This is a genomic window from Allobosea sp. Tri-44, assembly GCF_004123845.1.
GTDB lineage: Bacteria > Pseudomonadota > Alphaproteobacteria > Rhizobiales > Beijerinckiaceae > Allobosea.
On the sequence record NZ_NBDP01000042.1, the window covers coordinates 289,628 to 307,639 of the forward strand.

The window sequence follows — 18,012 nt, forward strand, 5'->3', positions numbered from 1 at the left end:
TCAGGTTCGGCCCGAGGAGTTCGGTGTCAGGAACCTTGATGAGCAAGCATGTCGCAGTGCTGATGGGCGGATGGTCGGTCGAGCGTGAGGTCAGCCTCAGCAGCGGCGCGGCCTGTGCTCGGGCGCTCGAAAGCGTCGGCTACCGCGTCACGCGCGTCGAGGTCGGCCGCGACGTCGCCGACGTCCTGACCAGGCTGAAGCCCGAGGTTGTGTTCAACGCCCTGCATGGCCGTTTCGGCGAGGACGGCACCATCCAGGGCATGCTCGAGATCCTCGGCATTCCCTATACCCATTCCGGCGTGCTCGCCTCGGCGCTCGCCATCCGCAAGGACAAGGCCAAGATGGTCGTGTCGGCGGCCGGCGTCCCGGTCGCGCACGGCATCAGCGTCTCGCGCTTCGAGGCCGCAAAACGGCACCCCCTGCCACCGCCCTATGTGATCAAGCCGATCGACGAAGGCTCATCTGTCGGGGTGGTGATCGTTAAGAAAGGCCGCGAGCACCCACCCCAGGAGATCGCCCGGCCGGACTGGCCCTGCGGCGAGACCATGCTGGCCGAAACCTTCATCGCCGGACGCGAACTGACCTGCGCGGTGATGGACGGCAAGTCCTTGGGGGTAACGGAGATTCGGGCGGCGACGGGCGAGTTCTACGACTACGACGCCAAATATGCCAAAGGCGGTTCAATCCACATCTGCCCGGCTCAAATTTTACCGAATATTTACCAGCGGATCGAAGAGTGTGCGTTAACGGCGCATCAAGCAATCGGGTGCCGCGGCGTCAGCCGTTCAGACTTCCGCTACGACGACGAGAGCGACACGCTCGTCTGGCTGGAAGTCAACACGCAGCCGGGCATGACCGAGACTAGCCTGGTGCCCGAATTAGCCGCCCATGCGGGCATGAATTTCGGTGAGCTCGTCAGATGGATCGTGGAGGACGCCTCCTTAAATCGGTGAAGGTGGAACCGGTGTTTGCCGGCGCCAACCTGCCGATGCGCGTGACGGGGCCTCAGCTCCTCGTCGGCGAGCGCTCGCGCCGCTGGTTCCGCGGCTCGCGCCGCAGCGCCGTCGCGGTGCCGCTGGCCGAGCGGCTGCCGAGCGGCCTCGGCTCCTGGCTGGCGATCGCCTTCCTGGCGCTCACGGGCACGACCGGAGCGATCCTCGGCGGCCATTACGAGACCTTCCGCGAGATCTATGGCGAGCCCAGGCATGCGCTGGCCCGGGCCGTCGGGCTCGGCATCGACCGCATCACCATTTCGGGTCTGAGCGGGCTTTCCGAGATCGAGGTCCTGGTCGCGGCCGGCATCGATCCCAAGATCTCGCTCGCCTTCTTCGATGCGGACGAGGCCCGCAAGCGGCTCGAGGCCACGCCGATGATCCGCGAGGCCTCGGTCCGCAAGCTCTATCCCGGCGAGATCTCGATCAATCTCACTGAGCGCGAGCCCTATGCGCTCTGGCAGGTCAAGGGCGAGCTTTTCCTCATCGCCCAGGATGGCACGGTGATCGACAAGATGGACGATGGCCGTTTCGCCAACCTGCCGCTGGTCGTCGGTGCCGACGCCAATCTCAAGGCAAAGGACTATCTCGCGCTGCTCAGCGAGGCCGGCCCGTTCGCCGCGCGCATCCGCGCCGGTAGCCTCGTCGCCGGCCGGCGCTGGAATCTCAAGCTCGATACCGGCGCCGACATCAGGCTGCCGGAGCAGGGCGCCGGCGCCGCGGTGAAGCGCCTCGCCAGCCTCGAGCAGGACTTCCGGATCAGCGAGAAGGATTTGATCGCCATCGACATGCGCCAGCCTGACCGCGTCACCATGCGCCTGACCGAAGAAGCCGCGACCGCGCGGGCCGAGCAGCTCAAGAACAAGACGAAGAAGAAGGGCGGCGAGGCATGAGCTTGACCTCGCAGGGCCTGACGCCGCGGATGCGGCCCTTGTCGTCGCGCAAGAGCGCGACCTTGTCGATTCTGGACATCGGCACGAGCAAGGTCGTCTGCCTGATCGCAGAGCTCAACCCGGCTGAAGCGAACGAGCGGCTGCGCGGGCGTACCCATGTCGCGCGCATCATCGGCATCGGCCATCAACGCTCGCTCGGCCTGAAGGGCGGGGCGATCATCGATCTCGAAAGCGCCGAGCGGGCCATCCGCGCCGCCGTGGATGCAGCCGAGCGCATGGCCAAGGTCGAGGTCCAGTCGGTGATCGTGAACCTCACCGGCGGACGCCTGAATTCGCAGCATTACGCCGCCAGCGTCGATCTGCGCGGCGGCTCGGTCGGCGACTCCGACGTCAAGCGCGTGCTTGCCGCTGCGGCGAACCATGCCATCCGACCGGGCAAGGCGGTGCTGCATGCGCTGCCGACCGGCTACGCACTCGACGGCTCGCCCGGCGTGCTCGATCCGCGCGGCTTGATCGGCGGCTCGCTCTCGGTCGACATGCACGTCGTGGCGTCTGAATCGGCTGCGGCGCGCAATGTCATGCTCGCGGTCGAGCGCTGCCATCTCGAGGTCGAGGCGGTGGTCGCGACACCTTACGCGGCGGGGCTCTCGGTCCTGGTCGACGACGAAGCCGAGATGGGCGTCGTTGTGGTCGACATGGGCGGCGGCACGACCTCGCTCGGCGTCTTCTCCGGCGGACACCTGACCCATGCCGACGCGATCGCGGTCGGCGGCAATCACATCACCATGGACGTGGCGCGCGGGCTCTCGACCCGGGTCTCCGCGGCCGAGCGGCTGAAGACATTGCATGGCTCGGCGATCGCCAGCCCGTCCGACGAGCGCGACATGATTGCGGTGCCGCAGGTCGACGACGACGAGCGCGACATGCCGAACCATCTCTCGAAGTCGCATCTGGTGCGGATCATCAAGCCGCGCGTCGAGGAAATCCTCGAACTGGTGCGCGACCGGCTGAAGGCGGCGGGCTTCTCGGCCGAGGCCGGGCGGCGCGTGGTGCTCACCGGCGGCGCCTGCCAGCTCACCGGCACGCCGGAAGTGGCGCGGCGCATCCTCGGCGGCCAGGTCCGCACCGGCCGGCCACTCGGAATCAAGGGCCTGCCGGAAGCCGGCAAGGGCCCGTCCTTCGCGGCGGCGGTCGGCCTGCTGGTCTATCCGCAGGTCGCGCATGTCGAACATTTCGAGCCGCGGGCAGGGGCGTCCTTCTTCGCCCATGCAACCGACGGCTACTTCTCCCGCGTCGGCCGCTGGCTGCGCGAGAGTTTCTAGAGTTGCGGGCCGCGGCGCCGAGAGGCGAGGCGACCCGGGGTGAGCTTTAACAGAACGGGGCCACGGCCCCTGGCGTGGAAGACGGGACGGCCCGCCAGGAGCCGGACAAGACAGTGAAAGAGGCAATCATGGCGATGAACCTGCAAGCCCCGGACATCCGGGAACTGAAGCCCCGGATCACCGTGTTCGGTGTCGGCGGCGCCGGCGGCAACGCCGTGAACAACATGATCGAGGCCGGGCTCGACGGCGTCGACTTCGTCTGCGCCAACACCGATGCGCAGGCACTCGCACTCGCCCGCGCCCCGCGCATTATCCAGATGGGCCTCCAGGTCACCGAAGGTCTCGGCGCCGGCTCGCAGCCGGAAGTCGGCCGTGCGGCGGCCGAAGAGGTGATCGACGAAATCCGCGATCATCTCGCCGGCGCGCACATGGTCTTCATCACTGCCGGCATGGGCGGCGGCACCGGCACGGGCGCGGCTCCCGCGATCGCCCGCGTCGCCCGCGACATGGGTATCCTCACCGTCGGCGTCGTCACCAAGCCGTTCCAGTTCGAGGGCCAGCGCCGCATGCGCATGGCCGAGGCCGGCATCGGTGAGCTCAACGAAGCGGTCGATACGCTGATCGTCATCCCGAACCAGAACCTGTTCCGTGTCGCCAACGAGAACACCGGCTTCGCCGACGCCTTCGGCATGGCCGACCAGGTGCTCTACTCCGGCGTCGCCTGCATCACCGACCTGATGGTCCGTCCCGGCCTGATCAACCTCGACTTCGCCGACGTCCGCGCCGTGATGCGCGGCATGGGCAAGGCGATGATGGGTACCGGCGAGGCCCAGGGCGAGAAGCGCGCGCTCTCTGCCGCCCAGGCCGCGATCAACAACCCGCTGCTCGACGATGTCTCGATGAAGGGCGCGCGCGGTCTGCTGATCTCGATCACCGGCGGGCGCGACATGAAGCTCTATGAGGTCGACGAAGCCGCCACCCGCATCCGCGAGGAGGTCGATTCCGAGGCCAACATCATCGTCGGCGCCACCTTCGACGAGGCGCTTGAAGGCACGATGCGCGTCTCGGTGGTCGCCACCGGAATCGACAAGCCGATGAGCGCCCATGGCGAACTCGACCCGACCGAAGCCCGCATCGCCGAGGTCGCCGAGCGGCTGAAGGCCGAGGCGCGGCTGCGCTCGGCCGTTCCGAATGTCCGCACCTCGGCTGCTGCCCCGGCTCCGGCTCCGATGCCGGCCCCCGTCGCCGAGACCATGATGCCGGAACCGGTCCGCGCTCCGGCTCCGGCGGCCTATGCCGCCGATGTCCGCATCGAGCCGGTCCAGCCGCGCCCGGCGATGATGGCGCCACCGGTCGCCGAGACTCGCGCTCCCGAAGCATCGGTGCCGCATTTCGAGGACAGCTTCATCCCGCCGGCCCCCGAGCGCGCGGTCATCCGCCCGACCCGCATGCCGCGGGTCGAGGACCTGCCGATGCCGGCCCAACACCAGATCGCGCAGAGCCGCGGCGCGGTGCCTGCTCCCGCACCGGCTTCGGCCGAGCAGAAGCGCATGTCGCTGATGCAGCGCCTCGCCTCGGTCGGCTTCGGCCGCAAGGAGGATGACTACGCCGATGTCCCGGTGGCGCCTGTTCCGGCTCCGGCTCCGCGTCCGGCGCCTTCGGTCGCTGCGGCTGGACCGAGCGCTGCCCATGCCGAGTTCATGCGCCGTCCGCCAGCGCCAGCCACCCGGCCGGCCCAGGGGCAGCTCGATCAGCTCGGCCGTGCAGCGCCGGCGCGCAACACGGAAGAGGACCAGCTCGAGATTCCGGCTTTCCTGCGCCGTCAGTCGAACTGAGCTTTCCGACTCCGGTTCAACCGGTTTAAAGACATGGCCCGGCGGAATCTCCGCCGGGCCTTTTTTAACGCCTGAAAAACCATAAACATCAATCAGATGGTTAAGTTTTTCTGGCTTCGTAACCTCTGTTACAGAGCGAAAGAAAGCGTGATTTTGAAGCCAGTGCGCCTGCGCGTATCTTGCAGCGCATCACCGGGTAGGGGGATTCGGGATTAATCCCGAGTTCGCTGCAAATCAGGGAACCGCGTCGATCGTCGAACCAGGTTGCGCCGCGAGGCGCCGGCCGGAAGATTGTCGCGTTTGAGATTGGATACAGAGTATGATGGCTGAACGGCAGACGACCCTACGCTCGCCCGTGACCCTGCAAGGCATCGGCGTTCATTCCGGGGCTCCCGCCTGCCTCACGCTGCGGCCTTCCACTGCCAATTCCGGTGTCGTCTTCCTGCGCAAGGGACTGGACGGCGGCCATGAGCAGCTCATCCACGCCCGCCACAACAAGGTCAGCGCCACCGAGCTGTGCACGGTGATCGGCGACCAGACTTCCGGCTCCGTCGCCACGATCGAGCATCTGATGTCGGCCTGCGCTGGCCTCGGCCTCGACAACGTGCTGATCGAGATCGACGGTCCTGAAATGCCGATCATGGACGGCAGCGCCGCCGAGTTCGTCGCCGCCATCGAGGCGACTGGCCTCGTCGCGCTCGGCGCGACCCGTCGCTATCTCAAGGTTCTGCGCCCGGTGCGCATCGAGCACGGCCGCGCCTTCGCCGAGCTCGCTCCTTCCGAGAACGGTTTCCGCCTCGACGTCGAGATCGACTTCGACACCCCGGCCATCGGCCGCCAGCGCAAGATCTTCGATCTGGATCCCGAGGCCTATGCCCGCGAGATTTCCCGCGCCCGCACCTTCGGGTTCATGCGCGATGTCGAGCAGCTCTGGAAAGCCGGCTTCGCGCTCGGCGCCTCGCTCGACAACACCGTCGCGATCGGCGACGACAAGGTGATCAACCCGGAAGGCCTGCGCTACGCCGACGAGTTCGTGCGTCACAAGGTCCTCGACGCCGTTGGCGACTTGGCTCTGGCCGGTTATCCGATCCTCGGCGAGTTCCGCTCCTATTGCGGTGGTCACCGCATGAATGTCCGGATCCTCGAGGCCCTGTTCGCCGACCGCGCCAACTACGCGATCGTCGAGGCCCAGCCGGTTTACGGACACCACGCCGTGCAGATGGCGGCTGGCCCGATGCCTGCTGCGCTCGCGCCCGATCTGCACTGAGCAGGGTATTACGCGACGCCACGCCTTGCATTCGCCCGTTTCCTGTAGGAAACGGCGATCGCACTGCATGAAGCGCCCGTCACGCTTGGCGAAAAGGCTGCTTCTGAGCTAGAGCATGTTCCGCAAAAGTGGGAACCACTTTTGCGATGAGAACATGCTCCAGCACTAAGTTGGCGCGAATTCTTGACGTTCGACCGTTCCGGTCGAACGGAAAGCGCGCTAAGCCAATTCGCGCGCTCTTGTCGAAGGGGCGTCACAAGGACGGATGAAGTGAGCGTCATGCGGCTGAAGACATTCAATCCCGGCGAATCGACCAGCGGCGGCAAACGCCTGGTGCTGGCCCTCGCCCTCGCGGCCGCGCTCGGCGGCTGCGACACGATGAGCGCGCTCAACCCCTTCGACCGTCCCGAGGTTTACAAGCCTGAGGTGGTGGCGGAGGTCCCCGCCGACAAGCTCTACAATGAGGGTCTCGCCCGTCTCCAGAACGGCGACACCGAAGGCGCGAACAAGAAGTTCGACGAAATCGACAAGCAGGCTCCGTTCTCGCCCTATTCGAAGAGGGGCCTGATCATGGCTGCCTACGCGAATTACGAGGCGGCCAAGTACGACGACGCCATTACCGCCTCGAAGCGCTTCCTGGCGCAGAACCCGGCAAGCCCGGACGCGGCCTACGCGCAGTACATCCTGGCGATGTCCTATTACAACCAGATCCCGGACGCGACGCGCGACCAGGAGCGCACAGACCTGGCGCTGCGCGCGATGCAGGAGCTGCTCGACCGCTATCCGAAGTCGGAATACGTGATCGACGTGCGCGAGAAGATGCTGGTCGCGCGCGACCAGCTCGCCGGCAAGGAGATGAATGTCGGCCGCTTCTATCTCGAGAAGCGCAATTATACCGGCGCCGTCGGCCGCTTCCGTGACGTCATCACCAAGTACCAGACCACGCGCCATGTCGAGGAAGCGCTGATGCGCCTGACCGAGGCCTATATGGCGCTCGGCATCACCAATGAGGCGCAGACCGCCGCCGCGGTGCTCGGCCACAACTTCCCGGATAGCCCCTGGTACAAGGACGCCTACACGCTCCTGGAGAGCGGGGGCCTGCAGCCACGCGAGGATCGCGGCTCCTATATCAGCCGGGCCTTCAACGGCTTCACGCGCGCAGTCGTGGGGATAACTGGTCTCGGCCGCCTCTAAGTCGGTCTGCTGGTGCCCCGGCGAGGCCATCTCCTGCCGGCACAAGGGAGCTGAGTTGCATGCTCGCTCAGCTCTCGATCCGCGACATCGTACTGATCGACCGGCTCGACCTGGGCTTTGAGGGCGGGCTCAGCGTGCTGACCGGCGAGACCGGCGCCGGCAAATCGATCCTGCTCGATGGATTCGCGCTGGCGCTAGGCTCCCGCGGCGATGGCGGGTTGGTCCGCCATGGCGAGACGCAAGGGCAGGTCAGCGCCGTCTTCGACATACCGATGTCGCATCCTGCGCGTGTGCTCGCGCAGGCGCAGGAGATCGACACCGACGGCGACCTGATCCTGCGGCGCGTGCAATACGCCGACGGCCGCACCCGCGCCTTCGTCAACGATCAGCCGGTCAGCGTGCAGATCCTGCGCATGATCGGCGCGGCGCTGGTCGAGATCCATGGCCAGCATGACGACCGGGCGCTGACCGATCCTGCCCAGCACCGCACCATCCTCGACGGCTTCGGCGAGCTCGCCGAGCTGGCGGGCGAGGTCACCCGTGCCAGCGAGGCGCTGAAGAAGGCGCGCCAGGCCCTGCAGAGCCAGCGCATGCGGGTCGAGACAGCGCGCAAGGAAGCGGATTTCCTGCGCCATGCCGTGGCCGAGCTCGGCAAACTCGCCCCCGGGCCTGGTGAGGAGGAAGCTCTCGCCAGCCAGCGCCAGGGTATGATGGCCGCCGAGAAAGTGGCCCGCGACATTATCGAAGCCTATGAGGCGGTCGGCGGCACAGCCTCGCCGGTTTCAGCGCTGTCGGGCGTGCTGCGCCGCCTGGAGCGCCGCGCCGCGCAGGCGCCGGAGCTGGTCGACCCCTCAATCGCCGCGCTGACCACGGCGGTGGTCGCGCTGGAGGAGGCAGGCGAGACACTGCAGGCTGCGGTGCGCGCCGCCGAGTTCGATCCGCGCGTGCTGGAGCGCGTCGAGGAGCGGCTGTTCGCGCTGCGCGCGGCCGCTCGCAAGTTCGATGTCCCCGTCGACGCGCTGCCGGCGCTCGCCGAAACCATGGCGGCAGACCTCGCCGCGCTCGACGAAAGCGAAGGCTCGCTGAAGCGGCTGGAAGCGGAGCTAGCCGAGGCCGAAGCGGCTTATGTCGCGCTCGCGACCGCGCTCTCGGCTGGCCGGGCGCGGGCGGCTTCGGCGCTCGACGCTGCGGTCAAGGCAGAACTGCCGCCGCTCAAGCTGGAGCGCGCCCGGTTCATCACGCAGATCGACAGCGATCCCGATGCGCGCGGGCCTGAGGGTTTCGACCGCGTCGAGTTCTGGGTCGAGACCAACCCCGGCACGCGGCCGGGCCCGATGATGAAGGTCGCCTCGGGTGGCGAGCTCTCGCGCTTCATGCTGGCGCTCAAGGTCGTGCTGGCCGAGCGCGGCTCGGCCCCGACGCTCGTGTTCGACGAGATCGACACCGGCGTCGGTGGCGCGGTGGCCGATGCGATTGGCGAGCGGCTGGCGCGGCTGGCAGCGCGGGTGCAGGTCGTCTCGGTGACGCATGCGCCGCAGGTCGCGGCCAAGGCCGGGCAGCATTTCCTGATCGCCAAGTCGGCCCATGGCGGGGAGGGCGCGGATGAGCGCACCGTCACCCGCGTCTCGCCCTTGCAGGACGGCAGCCGGCGCGAGGAAATCGCCCGCATGCTTGCCGGCGCCTCGATCACCGAGGAGGCGCGGGCGGCGGCCGGCAAGCTACTGGATGCCGCGGGCATACGGGGCTGAGGTTGGTCAGGCCGGGATCAGTTCGTACCCCGAGCCGTTCTCGACGACACGCCTGAAGCCCTCGATATGGCCACCTGACACGATCCAGCCGTCGCGCGCGGCGCGCTTGAGGATGGCGCGGCGGGAGGTGACAGCGGTGGCGCCGTCGAAATCGTAGATCAAGCCGACATCAGGATCCGAAGCCTGCAGGTCGGACAGATGCAGCGCATCGCCCCAGAGCAGAAGGCTTTCCTCGCCTTCGATCAGATAGCCGCTATGGCCGAAGGTATGACCGGGGAGGGGGATCAGCGCGATACCGGGCCGCACGGTGCCGGCTGCGACGGGGTGGATGCGGCCGGCATAGTGCTTGTTTACAGCCGCCGCGACGGCAAAGCCGCCCTGCCTGTTCTGCGGCGTCTGCGCGCGATTGGCCTCGTCGCCGAAGAAGGCGAGATCGGCTTCCGGCACGATGATCTCGGCATTGGGAAAACGGGCGCGATCACCGTCGAACAGTCCGAGCACATGGTCACCGTGCAGATGCGTGATCAAGACACGCTCGACCTGCTCTGCGGCAATTCCCGCGTTCGCCATGACGGCGGGCGCATGGCCCATCGCCTCACCCCAGGACGGACCCGTGCCGGCATCGACGAGCGTGATCCCGTCGGCATCCTTCAGGGCGAAGCAGTTGACCGGGATGCTGACCTTCGGCTTGCCCCAGCGCGCGACCGCTTCGTCAAGGGCGGCCTGGCCGCCCGCATGGACCAGGACGTCCAGCGGCGCCTCGAAGATACCGTCATGCAACGCCAGCACGTCGTACGAGCCGAACCGCCGCCAAGTCTCGCCCATGTCCGCTGGCCCCTCTCTAGTACACTCTTCTTGGATCACGCAGCTCTCGCCGCCGACACCGGACCCTAGGCCCCGTGGCTAGCTTTGACGGGTGCTGACCTTGATCACATAGCGTATCGCATTTATGAATCGCGTGTCGGGGTGTCGCAGGCCCCCGGCGTCGCAAAGACGGTTCCCGTCCAAGTCCTGCTCGCGATCTGCATGATCATGCGGACGGAGCACGATGATGAGCGCGGAGCCGTTTTCTGTATCCAGGTGTACAGCTCGCCTCGGCCGTATCGCTATCCTCTGGCGCGGTGACGAAACCGAACGCCGCGGCGCCACTCTACAAGCCAGCCGGTTCAAGGATGTTTTCGCGGCGCTTGCCAATCTCGGCGTCGATGCGGAGCCGGTGGTTTACGAGGACGATGTTCTCGACGCCGTGCGGTCACAGCTCGCCCGGCTCGATGGCGTGCTTGTCTGGGTCAATCCGCTTCACGACGGGCGCAACCGCGCCAAGCTCGACGCACTCCTTCGCGAAGTCGCGGAGCGCGGCATCTGGGTGAGCGCCCATCCCGACGTGGTTCTCAAGATGGGCACCAAGGAGGTGCTTCATCGTACCCGCACGATGAGCTGGGGCTGTGATACGGCTCTCTATCGAACGGTCGATGCCATGCGCGCCGAGTTGCCGGCGAGGCTTGCCGCTGGTGCGCGCGTGATCAAGCGCAATCGGGGCAATGGCGGCCAAGGCGTTTGGAAGGTCGAGGTGCTCGCGACCACAGATGGCCGCCCGAGCGTGCGGGTCCTGGACGCCACCAAGGCCGAACCGGAGGAGACGCCCCTGGAAGAATTTCTGAAGAGGTGTGCGGCGTATTTCGAGGATGGTTGCGTCATCGATCAACCGTTCCAGAAGCGTCTGAGCGAAGGCGTGGTGCGCTGCTACATGGCGGGCGATCGCTGTGCCGGCTTTGGCCACCAGAAGGTCAAGGCGCTCATTGAAGCTCCGGCCGCGCGCGCCACGGCCGGAGCGCGGCTTTACACCTCGAAAGCCGATCCACGCTTCCAGCGCTTGCGGCGGTTGATGGAAGACGAATGGACACCGCAATTGATGTCTTCGCTGGACCTCGCGCGGCGCGACCTGCCGATGATCTGGGATGCGGACTTCATGCTTGGCGGGCGCGGCGTTGATGGGACCGACAACTACGTGCTTGGCGAGATCAACGTCAGTTCGGTGTTTCCGATTCCGGACGAGGTAGCGGAGGAGATCGCGCAGCGCGTTGTCGATCGGCTGAAGTCGAAGCCGGACCTAGCGGCGGCGCAGACTGTAGTTGAGCGTTAATGCGTTCGCGCCCTAGACAATATTGCCGGAAAGCGGAGCTGGTGGAGCCTGCAACGAGCCGACAATGAACCGGGCGGCATGGCCGGCCTCCACTGCCGCATACGGGGTGGGCCGATGATGCATTCCCTTTTCCGGCGATTTCCTCTATGTGCGGCAGCAACTGCGCGCCGCATCCGGCGCCGCCCCTCGATCTGCATGCCGCCAGCCCGCCGGTTGCAACCTAAGGCCTGACATCAATGTCCTTCATTTCCACGAGTGCGCCGCTCGCGCGTGCGCTCGCCGACCGCAATTACAATGAGCCGACGCCGGTCCAGGCCGCCGTGCTGGAAGAAGCCGCCGCCGGCCGCGATCTCCTGGTCTCGTCGCAGACCGGCTCGGGCAAGACCGTGGCCTACGGGCTCGCCATCGGCGCCGACCTGCTCGGCGAGGCCGAAGCCCTGCCGCGGGCCGAACGGCCGCTGGCGCTGATCGTTGCGCCGACGCGCGAGCTCGCCCTTCAGGTCCAGCGCGAGCTCAGCTGGCTCTACAAGCAGACCAATGCCCGCGTGATCTCCTGCGTCGGCGGCATGGACCCGCGCCGCGAAGCGGCCCTGCTCGACGAGGGCGCCCACATCGTCGTCGGCACACCCGGCCGTCTGCGCGACCATATCGAACGCCGCCGCCTCGACGTTTCGGGCCTGCGGGCGGTCGTCCTCGACGAGGCCGACGAGATGCTCGATCTCGGCTTTCGCGACGATCTCGAATTCATCCTGAAGTCCGCGCCGGCAGAGCGCCGCAGCCTTTTGTTCTCGGCGACACTGCCGAAGGCGATCATCGCCCTGGCGCGCAGCTATCAGCGCGATGCCCTGCGCATCGAGGTCGCTGGCGGCGAGCGCGGCCATGCCGATATCGAGTACCGCGCCATCCGCGTCTTCCCGAAGGAGGCCGAACTCGCGGTCGTCAACCTGCTGCGCTTCCACGATTCGCCGACCGCGCTGGTGTTCTGCAATACCCGCAACGCCGTGCGTCATCTCGAGGCGATCCTGCTGGAGCGCGGGTTCTCGGCCGTGGCGCTCTCGGGCGAGCTCAGCCAGAGCGAGCGCAATTCTGCGCTGCAGGCTTTGCGCGACGGAAGGGCACGCGTCTGCGTCGCGACCGACGTCGCGGCGCGCGGCATCGACCTGCCGGGCCTGACGCTGGTCATCCATGCCGAGCTGCCGAACGATCCCGAGGTGATGCAGCATCGCTCGGGCCGTACCGGGCGCGCCGGCAACAAGGGCACGAGCGTGCTGCTGGTTCCGGCCTCGCGCCGGCGCAAGGCCGAGATGCTGATCTCCGAGGCCAAGATCGAGGTGAGCTGGGCCGGCCCGCCGACGCAGGACGAGATCCGCGCCCTCGACGAGCAGCGCCTGTTGAGCGATCCCCTGCTCTCCGGCGAGGCGAGCGAGGACGATGCGCCGATGGTCGCAGCCCTGCTCGCGGGGCGCTCGACGGAGGAGATCGCGGCGGCGCTCGTGCGTGTCTATCGTTCGCGCCTGCCGGCGTCCGAGGAGGTCGGCGATCCCAACTTCGGTCGTGACGAACGCCGCCCCGTGCGCAGCGCCGAGGACTATGCAAGGCCGCGCGAGCATGGTGGCGCCGAGCGGCCGGAACGCCGCGAGAGGTCGGGTCCGCGTGGCGATACCGTCTGGTTCCGCCTCAATATCGGCCGCAAGGATGGCGCCGATCCGCGTCAGCTCCTGCCGATGCTGTGCCGGCGCGGCAAGATCACGCGCGACGAGGTCGGCGCGATCCGCATCTTCGACAAGGAGACCAAGGTCGAGATCGATGCCGAGGTCGCGGAGCGCTTCGCGCAACTCGCCAAGGCTGTCGACCGCGACAAGATCATCATCGAGCCGGTGACCGGCGAAGAGGAGCGCCGCCCGGCCAAGCCCTTCGCCGAGAAGGCGAGCCATGCGCCGCGCGCGCCCTATCCGGCCCGCGAGCAGCGCGACGAGCGTTCGTCCGCCCCGGCGCGCAAACCCTATGAAGGCAAGGGCAAGCCGTTCGGCGCCAAGCCTTATGATCCGGCGCGGCGCGACCGCGAGCCGGCCTATGAGGAGACCGCGATCCTGCGGCCCGAGCGGCCCTTCGACAAGAAGAACGAGCCCGGCGCCAAGCCGTTCGCCGGCAAGTTCAAGGGCGGCAAGAAGCCTTTCGGCGCTCCGCATGGCGGCGAGCGGCCGGCTTCCGGCGACGCACGGCCTGCGGGCAAGAGCTTCGGCGAGAAAAAGCCTTTCGGTGCGAAGAAGCCTTTTACTGGCAAGAAGCCTTTCGCCAGCAAGAAGCCGCGTCGCGACGATCGCTGAGGCCGGGCATTCCCTTCTCCCCTTGCGGGAGAGGGGATATCGCGCATGCCCCTCTGCGGATCAGCGCAGGCCGAGGAATGACAGGATCGCGAGGACGACGACGATCAGGCCGACGATGTAGATAATGTTGTTCATGGCGGAGCCCCCTCCGGTTGCGTTGCCGTCGCATCGCAACGGCTGATGATCGGTGCGGCAGCGCCGCAGCACCATTCGAACGCCGCGCCGCGCGGGATTGTTCCGGAACCGTCGCATAGCTGTTGCACTCGCCAGCCATCCGCTCCCACAATGCCCGGCCGGGCAGAGACCCGGACGGGGGATCGCTATGAGGACGATGGGTAAGGCGCTCGGCGCCATGTTGATGTTGGCCGGGCTCGCCTTGCCCGCCGCCGCGCAGGACCGGCTGGTGATCGCCGGGCGCGATGCCGGCTTCGCTCCGGCGCTGGCCAAGATGGTCGAGCTCTACCAGGCCAAGAATCCGAGCGTGAAGATCGAGCGGCTCGAGCTCGGCGGCGGCCCGCTCTATGAGCGCCTCGCCGTCGGCGCGCGCGAGAAGACGGCGGCGACCGACGTCGCGATGCTCGACGACATCTGGGCGCCGGAGTTCATGGCGCGCGGCTGGCTCACCGATCTCGGCACGGTCGGCGGTCTGCCGGGCGAGTTCGTCAAGTCGGCGATGGACGTCTCGCGCCACGACGGCAAGCTCTATGCCGCGCCCTTCGTCGGCAACATCGCCATGTTCGCCTATCGCAAGGACCTGCTCGCCAAGCACGGCTTCGAGCGGCCCAAGACCTGGAGCGACGTCGTCAAGGCGGCGCAGGTGATCCAGGACAAGGAGCAGGGCATCTCCGGCCTCGTCTTCCGCGGCATCAAGGGCAACCCGATCGTCACCTCCTTCCTGCCGGTGCTGTGGGCGCATGGCGGCGACGTCGTGAGCGCCGACGGCAAGGCCGTGCTCGATACGCCTGAGGCCGAGAAGGCGCTGACCCAGTTCCTGTCGTTCAAGGCGCTCGCGCCGAAGGGCGTCGAGACCTACAACGCCACCGAACTGCGCGATGCGATCCAGCAGGGCCGCGCCGCGATCGCAGTCGAGATGTGGTCGTCCTGGGCCGGCACGCTCGACGGCAGCGCGTCCAAGGTCGCCGGCCAGGTCGAGGTCGTCGCCTCGCCGGGCGAGGTCAAGGGTCCCGCGCCGATGCTGGGCGCCTGGCTGCTCGCCATCCCGGCCGACTCGCCGAACAAGGCGCGCGCCGCCGACTTCATCCGCTTCGTCACCAGCGCGGAGAACCAGAAGCTGATCGCGTTCGAGACCGGCAACCCGCCGACGCTCACCGCGCTGTTCAACGACAAGGACCTCGTCGCCAAGTATCGCTGGTATCCGGCGCAGCTCGAGGCCCTGAACGTCGCGCAAGCCCGTCCGCGCATCAGCCAGTGGGCCCGCGTCGAGACCATTTTGGGCGACTACCTCCAGCTCGCCCTGATCGGCCAGCTGCAGCCAAAGCAGGCGCTGACCGAAGCCAACGCCCAGATCGCCCGCGCCCTGTCGCGCTGATCGTCACACGGGCCGCCTCGCACCGAGGCGGCCCGCTTTCCGTCTGGACGTAATGACCGCCTCACGCCGCCTGCTGCCCTGGCTCCTGCTCACGCCGGCGCTCCTGATCTTCGCCGGGCTGACGCTCTATCCGCTCGGGCGGACGCTGGCGCTCTCGCTGTTCGCGACCGATTATGGTTTCGAGAACGCCAAGTTCGTCGGGCTCGAGAATTTCCAGGAGCTCTGGGACAGCCGCTTCTTCCGGCAGGCGGTGACCAACACCGTCGTGTTCACCGTGGTTGCGACCGTGCTCGAGGTCGCGGCGGGCCTGGGGCTGGCTCTGCTACTCAATCGCGCCTTTCCCGGCCGTACGCTGGTGATGACGCTGCTGCTCGCGCCCTTCGTGCTCTCGACCATGGTCGTCACCGCGATCTGGCGGGCCTGGTTCCACTTCGACCTCGGCTTTCTCAACAACCTGCTGCGCGCCGTCGGCCTGCCGGGCGTGCCCTGGCTGTTCGATCCCAATCTCGCGCTCTGGTCGATCGTGCTGGTCGATCTCTGGCAGACCGCGCCCTTCGCCTTCCTGATCATTTTCGCCGGGCTGCGGCTGATCCCGCAGGACGTCTACGAGGCCGCCCGCGTCGACGGCGCCGGGCCGTGGCGGCGCTTCCGCGACATGACGCTGCCGCTGCTCGCGCCCTATCTCTTCGTCGCGGCGCTGCTGCGTTCGGTCGACAGCTTCAAGCTGTTCGACAAGGTCTACGCCATGACCGGCGGCGGGCCGGGGCAGGCGACAGAGACGGTCTCGATGTTCGTCTACCGTCAGGGTTTCCGCTTCTTTGATATCGGGCTGGCTTCGGCCGCCGCCGTGGTGATGATCGTCGTCGCTGGGCTGCTCGCCGTGGTCTATGCGGCCTCGCTGCTGCGGGGAGCGGGCCGATGATCCGGATCGTCGCCGCCTTTGCGCTCTGTGCGCTCTCGCTGATCCCGCTGCTCTGGATGGTCGCGACCTCGCTCAAGCCGCCGGCCGAATACGTCTCGACCTCGATCGCGCTCTGGCCGCAGGATCCGACGCTGGCGCATTACCGCGTGCTGCTCGACAGCGGGATGTGGCGGCTCGGGCTCAACAGTGTCGTGGTGGCGCTGGGCACGGTCGCGCTCTCGCTATTGGCCGGCCTGCCGGCCGCCTATGCGCTGGCGCGCTTCGAGCTGCCCAAGCGCTTCGACATCGTCTTCCTCGGCTTCGTGCTGGTGATCAAGCTGGCGCCGCCGATCGCGCTCGCCATCCCGCTCTATCAGGTGCTGCGGGCGCTCGGGCTGCTCGACACCCATCTCGGCCTGATCCTCGCCAACCAGATCCTGGCTCTGCCCTTCGCGATCTGGATGCTGCTCGGTTTCGTGCGAGACGTGCCCTATTCATTCGAGGAGGCGGCGATGCTCGACGGCGCCGGCTTCGTGAAGCGGCTGCTCCAGATCGTCGTGCCGCTGCTGATGCCGGGGCTGGTCGCGACCGCGGTCTTCGTTGCGATCATGAGCTGGAACGAGTTCCTGTTCGCGCTGCTCTTCATCCAGACGCCGTCGAAATTCACCCTGCCGGCCTTCATCGCGACGCTGATCAACGAGGACGAGACGCTATGGGGCAAGCTCTCGGCGATGGGGCTGATCGCCTCGCTGCCGGTGCTGCTCGCGGTCGGGCTGGTCAGGCGCGGGCTGACGCGCGAGGTGTCTGTGGATCAGCATTGAGGGAAGAAGGCGTCATTCTCGGGCGAAGCGAAGCGGAGACCCGAGAATCTCGTGACGATAAGGCGCCCCTATGAGCGCCTCATTCGGCCTGAGATGCTCGGGTCAAGCCCGAGCATGACGCCAGCGCCTACTGCGGCACGACCTTGCGATAGAAGTGCCAGCTGGCATGGCCGAGCACCGGCATCACGATGATCAGGCCGACGAGCACCGGCAGGCTGCCGAGCACCAGAAGCGCCGTGATCGTCAGGCCCCAATACATCATCACCCGCGGGTTCTTCTCGACGGCCGCGACCGAGGTGCGGACTGCCGTTGCCATGTCGACGTGCCGGTCGAGCATCAGCGGGAAGGAAACCACGGTTATCGAGAAGACGACGATCGCGAAGAGCAGGCCGAGCGCGTTGCCGAGGATGATCAGCGTCCAGCCGTTCACCGTGGTCAGCAATGGCGTGGCGAAGCTCTCGAAGGAATCCAGCGGCACGTCGCCCATCAGCCAGCGATAGATGATCCAGGCGCTGAACAGCCAGGTGAGGAAGGCGCCGGTCAGGAGCGCGCCGAGCAGTGCGATCTGGCCGATGCCGGGCGAATGCAGCACGTCGAGCGCGTGCTTCCAGGACGTGTCCATGCCGAGCTCGCGGCGGCGGCTGATCTCGTAGAGGCCGATCGCGGCGAAGGGGCCGAGCAGGGCGAAGCCCGAGGCCAGCGGGAACAGCAGCGGGAAGATGTTGTAGCTCACCGTCAGCCGGGCGAGCAGAATCCCTGCGATCGGATAGATCAGGGCGATGAAGAGCAGATGGCTCGGCTGGGCCATGAAGTCGGAATAGCCCTGCCTCAGAGCATCCTTGATGTCGGCGATGCCGATCTCGCTGACGGGCAGGGCGTCGGTGGGCGCAGCATCGTTCGCCGCCATCTGGGGATGATGGATATGGGTATCGGCCATGGCGTTCTTCCCGGTTCGGCCCGGTTCGCCTTGGCGGTCCTGACGCAATCCTCCGGTCAAGACCTGCGAGGCGTCGAGCATCC

15 protein-coding genes are annotated in these 18,012 nt (G+C 67.2%); 12 read left to right on the plus strand and 3 right to left on the minus strand.

Translation table 11 applies throughout. The features are described 5' to 3' along the window. Window positions 1–38: 38 nt before the first annotated feature. The 7 genes from B6S44_RS24725 to recN all read left to right on the plus strand — a co-directional run bounded on the left by B6S44_RS24725 (window position 39) and on the right by recN (window position 9,251). Window positions 39–953: a D-alanine--D-alanine ligase gene (locus tag B6S44_RS24725; RefSeq protein WP_129159527.1), complete on the plus strand. Its 915-nt coding sequence runs from the start codon at window positions 39–41 to the stop codon at window positions 951–953. Beyond that, on the plus strand, window positions 950–1,885 hold the full coding sequence (locus B6S44_RS24730; protein ID WP_248309741.1) for a cell division protein FtsQ/DivIB: 936 nt from the start codon (window positions 950–952) through the stop codon (window positions 1,883–1,885). Before B6S44_RS24725 ends, B6S44_RS24730 begins: the two co-directional genes overlap by 4 nt. Further along, window positions 1,882–3,207, plus strand: coding sequence for a cell division protein FtsA (ftsA, locus tag B6S44_RS24735; protein ID WP_129159529.1), 1,326 nt, complete (start codon window positions 1,882–1,884; stop codon window positions 3,205–3,207). The genes B6S44_RS24730 and ftsA overlap by 4 nt, the downstream gene beginning before the upstream one ends. Window positions 3,208–3,335: 128 nt before the next feature. Next, window positions 3,336–5,042 carry a cell division protein FtsZ gene (gene ftsZ, locus B6S44_RS24740; protein ID WP_129159530.1) on the plus strand — a complete coding sequence of 569 codons (1,707 nt, stop codon included), beginning with the start codon at window positions 3,336–3,338 and terminating at the stop codon, window positions 5,040–5,042. 319 nt (window positions 5,043–5,361) lie between these two features. Next, window positions 5,362–6,309: a UDP-3-O-acyl-N-acetylglucosamine deacetylase gene (lpxC, locus tag B6S44_RS24745; RefSeq protein ID WP_129159531.1), complete on the plus strand. Its 948-nt coding sequence runs from the start codon at window positions 5,362–5,364 to the stop codon at window positions 6,307–6,309. 279 nt (window positions 6,310–6,588) lie between these two features. Continuing rightward, the gene (locus B6S44_RS24750; RefSeq protein ID WP_129159532.1) at window positions 6,589–7,503 is read left to right on the plus strand and encodes an outer membrane protein assembly factor BamD; all 915 of its coding nucleotides are present in this window, start codon (window positions 6,589–6,591) and stop codon (window positions 7,501–7,503) included. A gap of 59 nt (window positions 7,504–7,562) precedes the next feature. After that, complete coding sequence (recN, locus tag B6S44_RS24755; RefSeq protein ID WP_129159533.1) at window positions 7,563–9,251, plus strand: DNA repair protein RecN; 1,689 nt, start codon at window positions 7,563–7,565, stop codon at window positions 9,249–9,251. A 6-nt stretch (window positions 9,252–9,257) separates the two neighbouring features. Here the strand turns inward: recN and aidB are convergent, their stop codons facing one another. Continuing rightward, window positions 9,258–10,076 (minus strand): AidB family quorum-quenching N-acyl homoserine lactonase, encoded by an 819-nt coding sequence (gene aidB / locus B6S44_RS24760; protein ID WP_129159534.1) that lies wholly within the window; start codon window positions 10,074–10,076, stop codon window positions 9,258–9,260. 226 nt (window positions 10,077–10,302) lie between these two features. Here aidB and B6S44_RS24765 point away from each other — a divergent pair, with 226 nt between their 5' ends. Continuing rightward, window positions 10,303–11,394: a Cj0069 family protein gene (locus tag B6S44_RS24765; protein ID WP_129159535.1), complete on the plus strand. Its 1,092-nt coding sequence runs from the start codon at window positions 10,303–10,305 to the stop codon at window positions 11,392–11,394. Window positions 11,395–11,630: 236 nt separating this feature from the next. After that, entirely contained in the window at window positions 11,631–13,721 is a 2,091-nt protein-coding gene (locus B6S44_RS24770) for a DEAD/DEAH box helicase (RefSeq protein WP_129159536.1), read from the plus strand. 60 nt (window positions 13,722–13,781) lie between these two features. Here B6S44_RS24770 and B6S44_RS29480 read toward each other — a convergent pair whose 3' ends face one another. Further along, window positions 13,782–13,931: a hypothetical protein gene (locus B6S44_RS29480; protein WP_164985933.1), complete on the minus strand. Its 150-nt coding sequence runs from the start codon at window positions 13,929–13,931 to the stop codon at window positions 13,782–13,784. Window positions 13,932–14,043: 112 nt separating this feature from the next. Here B6S44_RS29480 and B6S44_RS24775 point away from each other — a divergent pair, with 112 nt between their 5' ends. Genes B6S44_RS24775 through B6S44_RS24785 form a run of 3 tightly spaced genes read left to right on the plus strand, consistent with a single transcriptional unit; the run spans window position 14,044 to window position 16,992 of the window. Then, the gene (locus B6S44_RS24775) at window positions 14,044–15,270 is read left to right on the plus strand and encodes an extracellular solute-binding protein (protein ID WP_129159537.1); all 1,227 of its coding nucleotides are present in this window, start codon (window positions 14,044–14,046) and stop codon (window positions 15,268–15,270) included. A gap of 52 nt (window positions 15,271–15,322) precedes the next feature. After that, entirely contained in the window at window positions 15,323–16,192 is an 870-nt protein-coding gene (locus B6S44_RS24780) for a carbohydrate ABC transporter permease (protein ID WP_129159538.1), read from the plus strand. Next, entirely contained in the window at window positions 16,189–16,992 is an 804-nt protein-coding gene (locus B6S44_RS24785; protein WP_129159539.1) for a carbohydrate ABC transporter permease, read from the plus strand. Before B6S44_RS24780 ends, B6S44_RS24785 begins: the two co-directional genes overlap by 4 nt. 127 nt (window positions 16,993–17,119) lie before the next feature. Here B6S44_RS24785 and B6S44_RS24790 read toward each other — a convergent pair whose 3' ends face one another. After that, window positions 17,120–17,929, minus strand: a complete 810-nt coding sequence (locus B6S44_RS24790) for a DUF2189 domain-containing protein (RefSeq protein WP_129159540.1) — start codon at window positions 17,927–17,929, stop codon at window positions 17,120–17,122. Window positions 17,930–18,012: the final 83 nt, after the last annotated feature.

Bases quoted from the DNA above. Each gene is read 5' to 3' on its own strand.
- B6S44_RS24725 (WP_129159527.1), top strand. From the start codon at position 39: ATGAGCAAGCATGTCGCAGTGCTGATGGGCGGATGGTCGGTCGAGCGT.
- ftsA (WP_129159529.1), top strand. From the start codon at position 1,882: ATGAGCTTGACCTCGCAGGGCCTGACGCCGCGGATGCGGCCCTTGTCG.
- ftsZ (WP_129159530.1), top strand. From the start codon at position 3,336: ATGGCGATGAACCTGCAAGCCCCGGACATCCGGGAACTGAAGCCCCGG.
- lpxC (WP_129159531.1), top strand. From the start codon at position 5,362: ATGATGGCTGAACGGCAGACGACCCTACGCTCGCCCGTGACCCTGCAA.
- B6S44_RS24750 (WP_129159532.1), top strand. From the start codon at position 6,589: ATGCGGCTGAAGACATTCAATCCCGGCGAATCGACCAGCGGCGGCAAA.
- recN (WP_129159533.1), top strand. From the start codon at position 7,563: ATGCTCGCTCAGCTCTCGATCCGCGACATCGTACTGATCGACCGGCTC.
- aidB (WP_129159534.1), bottom strand. From the start codon at position 10,076: ATGGGCGAGACTTGGCGGCGGTTCGGCTCGTACGACGTGCTGGCGTTG.
- B6S44_RS24765 (WP_129159535.1), top strand. From the start codon at position 10,303: ATGAGCGCGGAGCCGTTTTCTGTATCCAGGTGTACAGCTCGCCTCGGC.
- B6S44_RS24770 (WP_129159536.1), top strand. From the start codon at position 11,631: ATGTCCTTCATTTCCACGAGTGCGCCGCTCGCGCGTGCGCTCGCCGAC.
- B6S44_RS29480 (WP_164985933.1), bottom strand. From the start codon at position 13,931: ATGGTGCTGCGGCGCTGCCGCACCGATCATCAGCCGTTGCGATGCGAC.
- B6S44_RS24775 (WP_129159537.1), top strand. From the start codon at position 14,044: ATGAGGACGATGGGTAAGGCGCTCGGCGCCATGTTGATGTTGGCCGGG.
- B6S44_RS24780 (WP_129159538.1), top strand. From the start codon at position 15,323: ATGACCGCCTCACGCCGCCTGCTGCCCTGGCTCCTGCTCACGCCGGCG.
- B6S44_RS24785 (WP_129159539.1), top strand. From the start codon at position 16,189: ATGATCCGGATCGTCGCCGCCTTTGCGCTCTGTGCGCTCTCGCTGATC.
- B6S44_RS24790 (WP_129159540.1), bottom strand. From the start codon at position 17,929: ATGGCCGATACCCATATCCATCATCCCCAGATGGCGGCGAACGATGCT.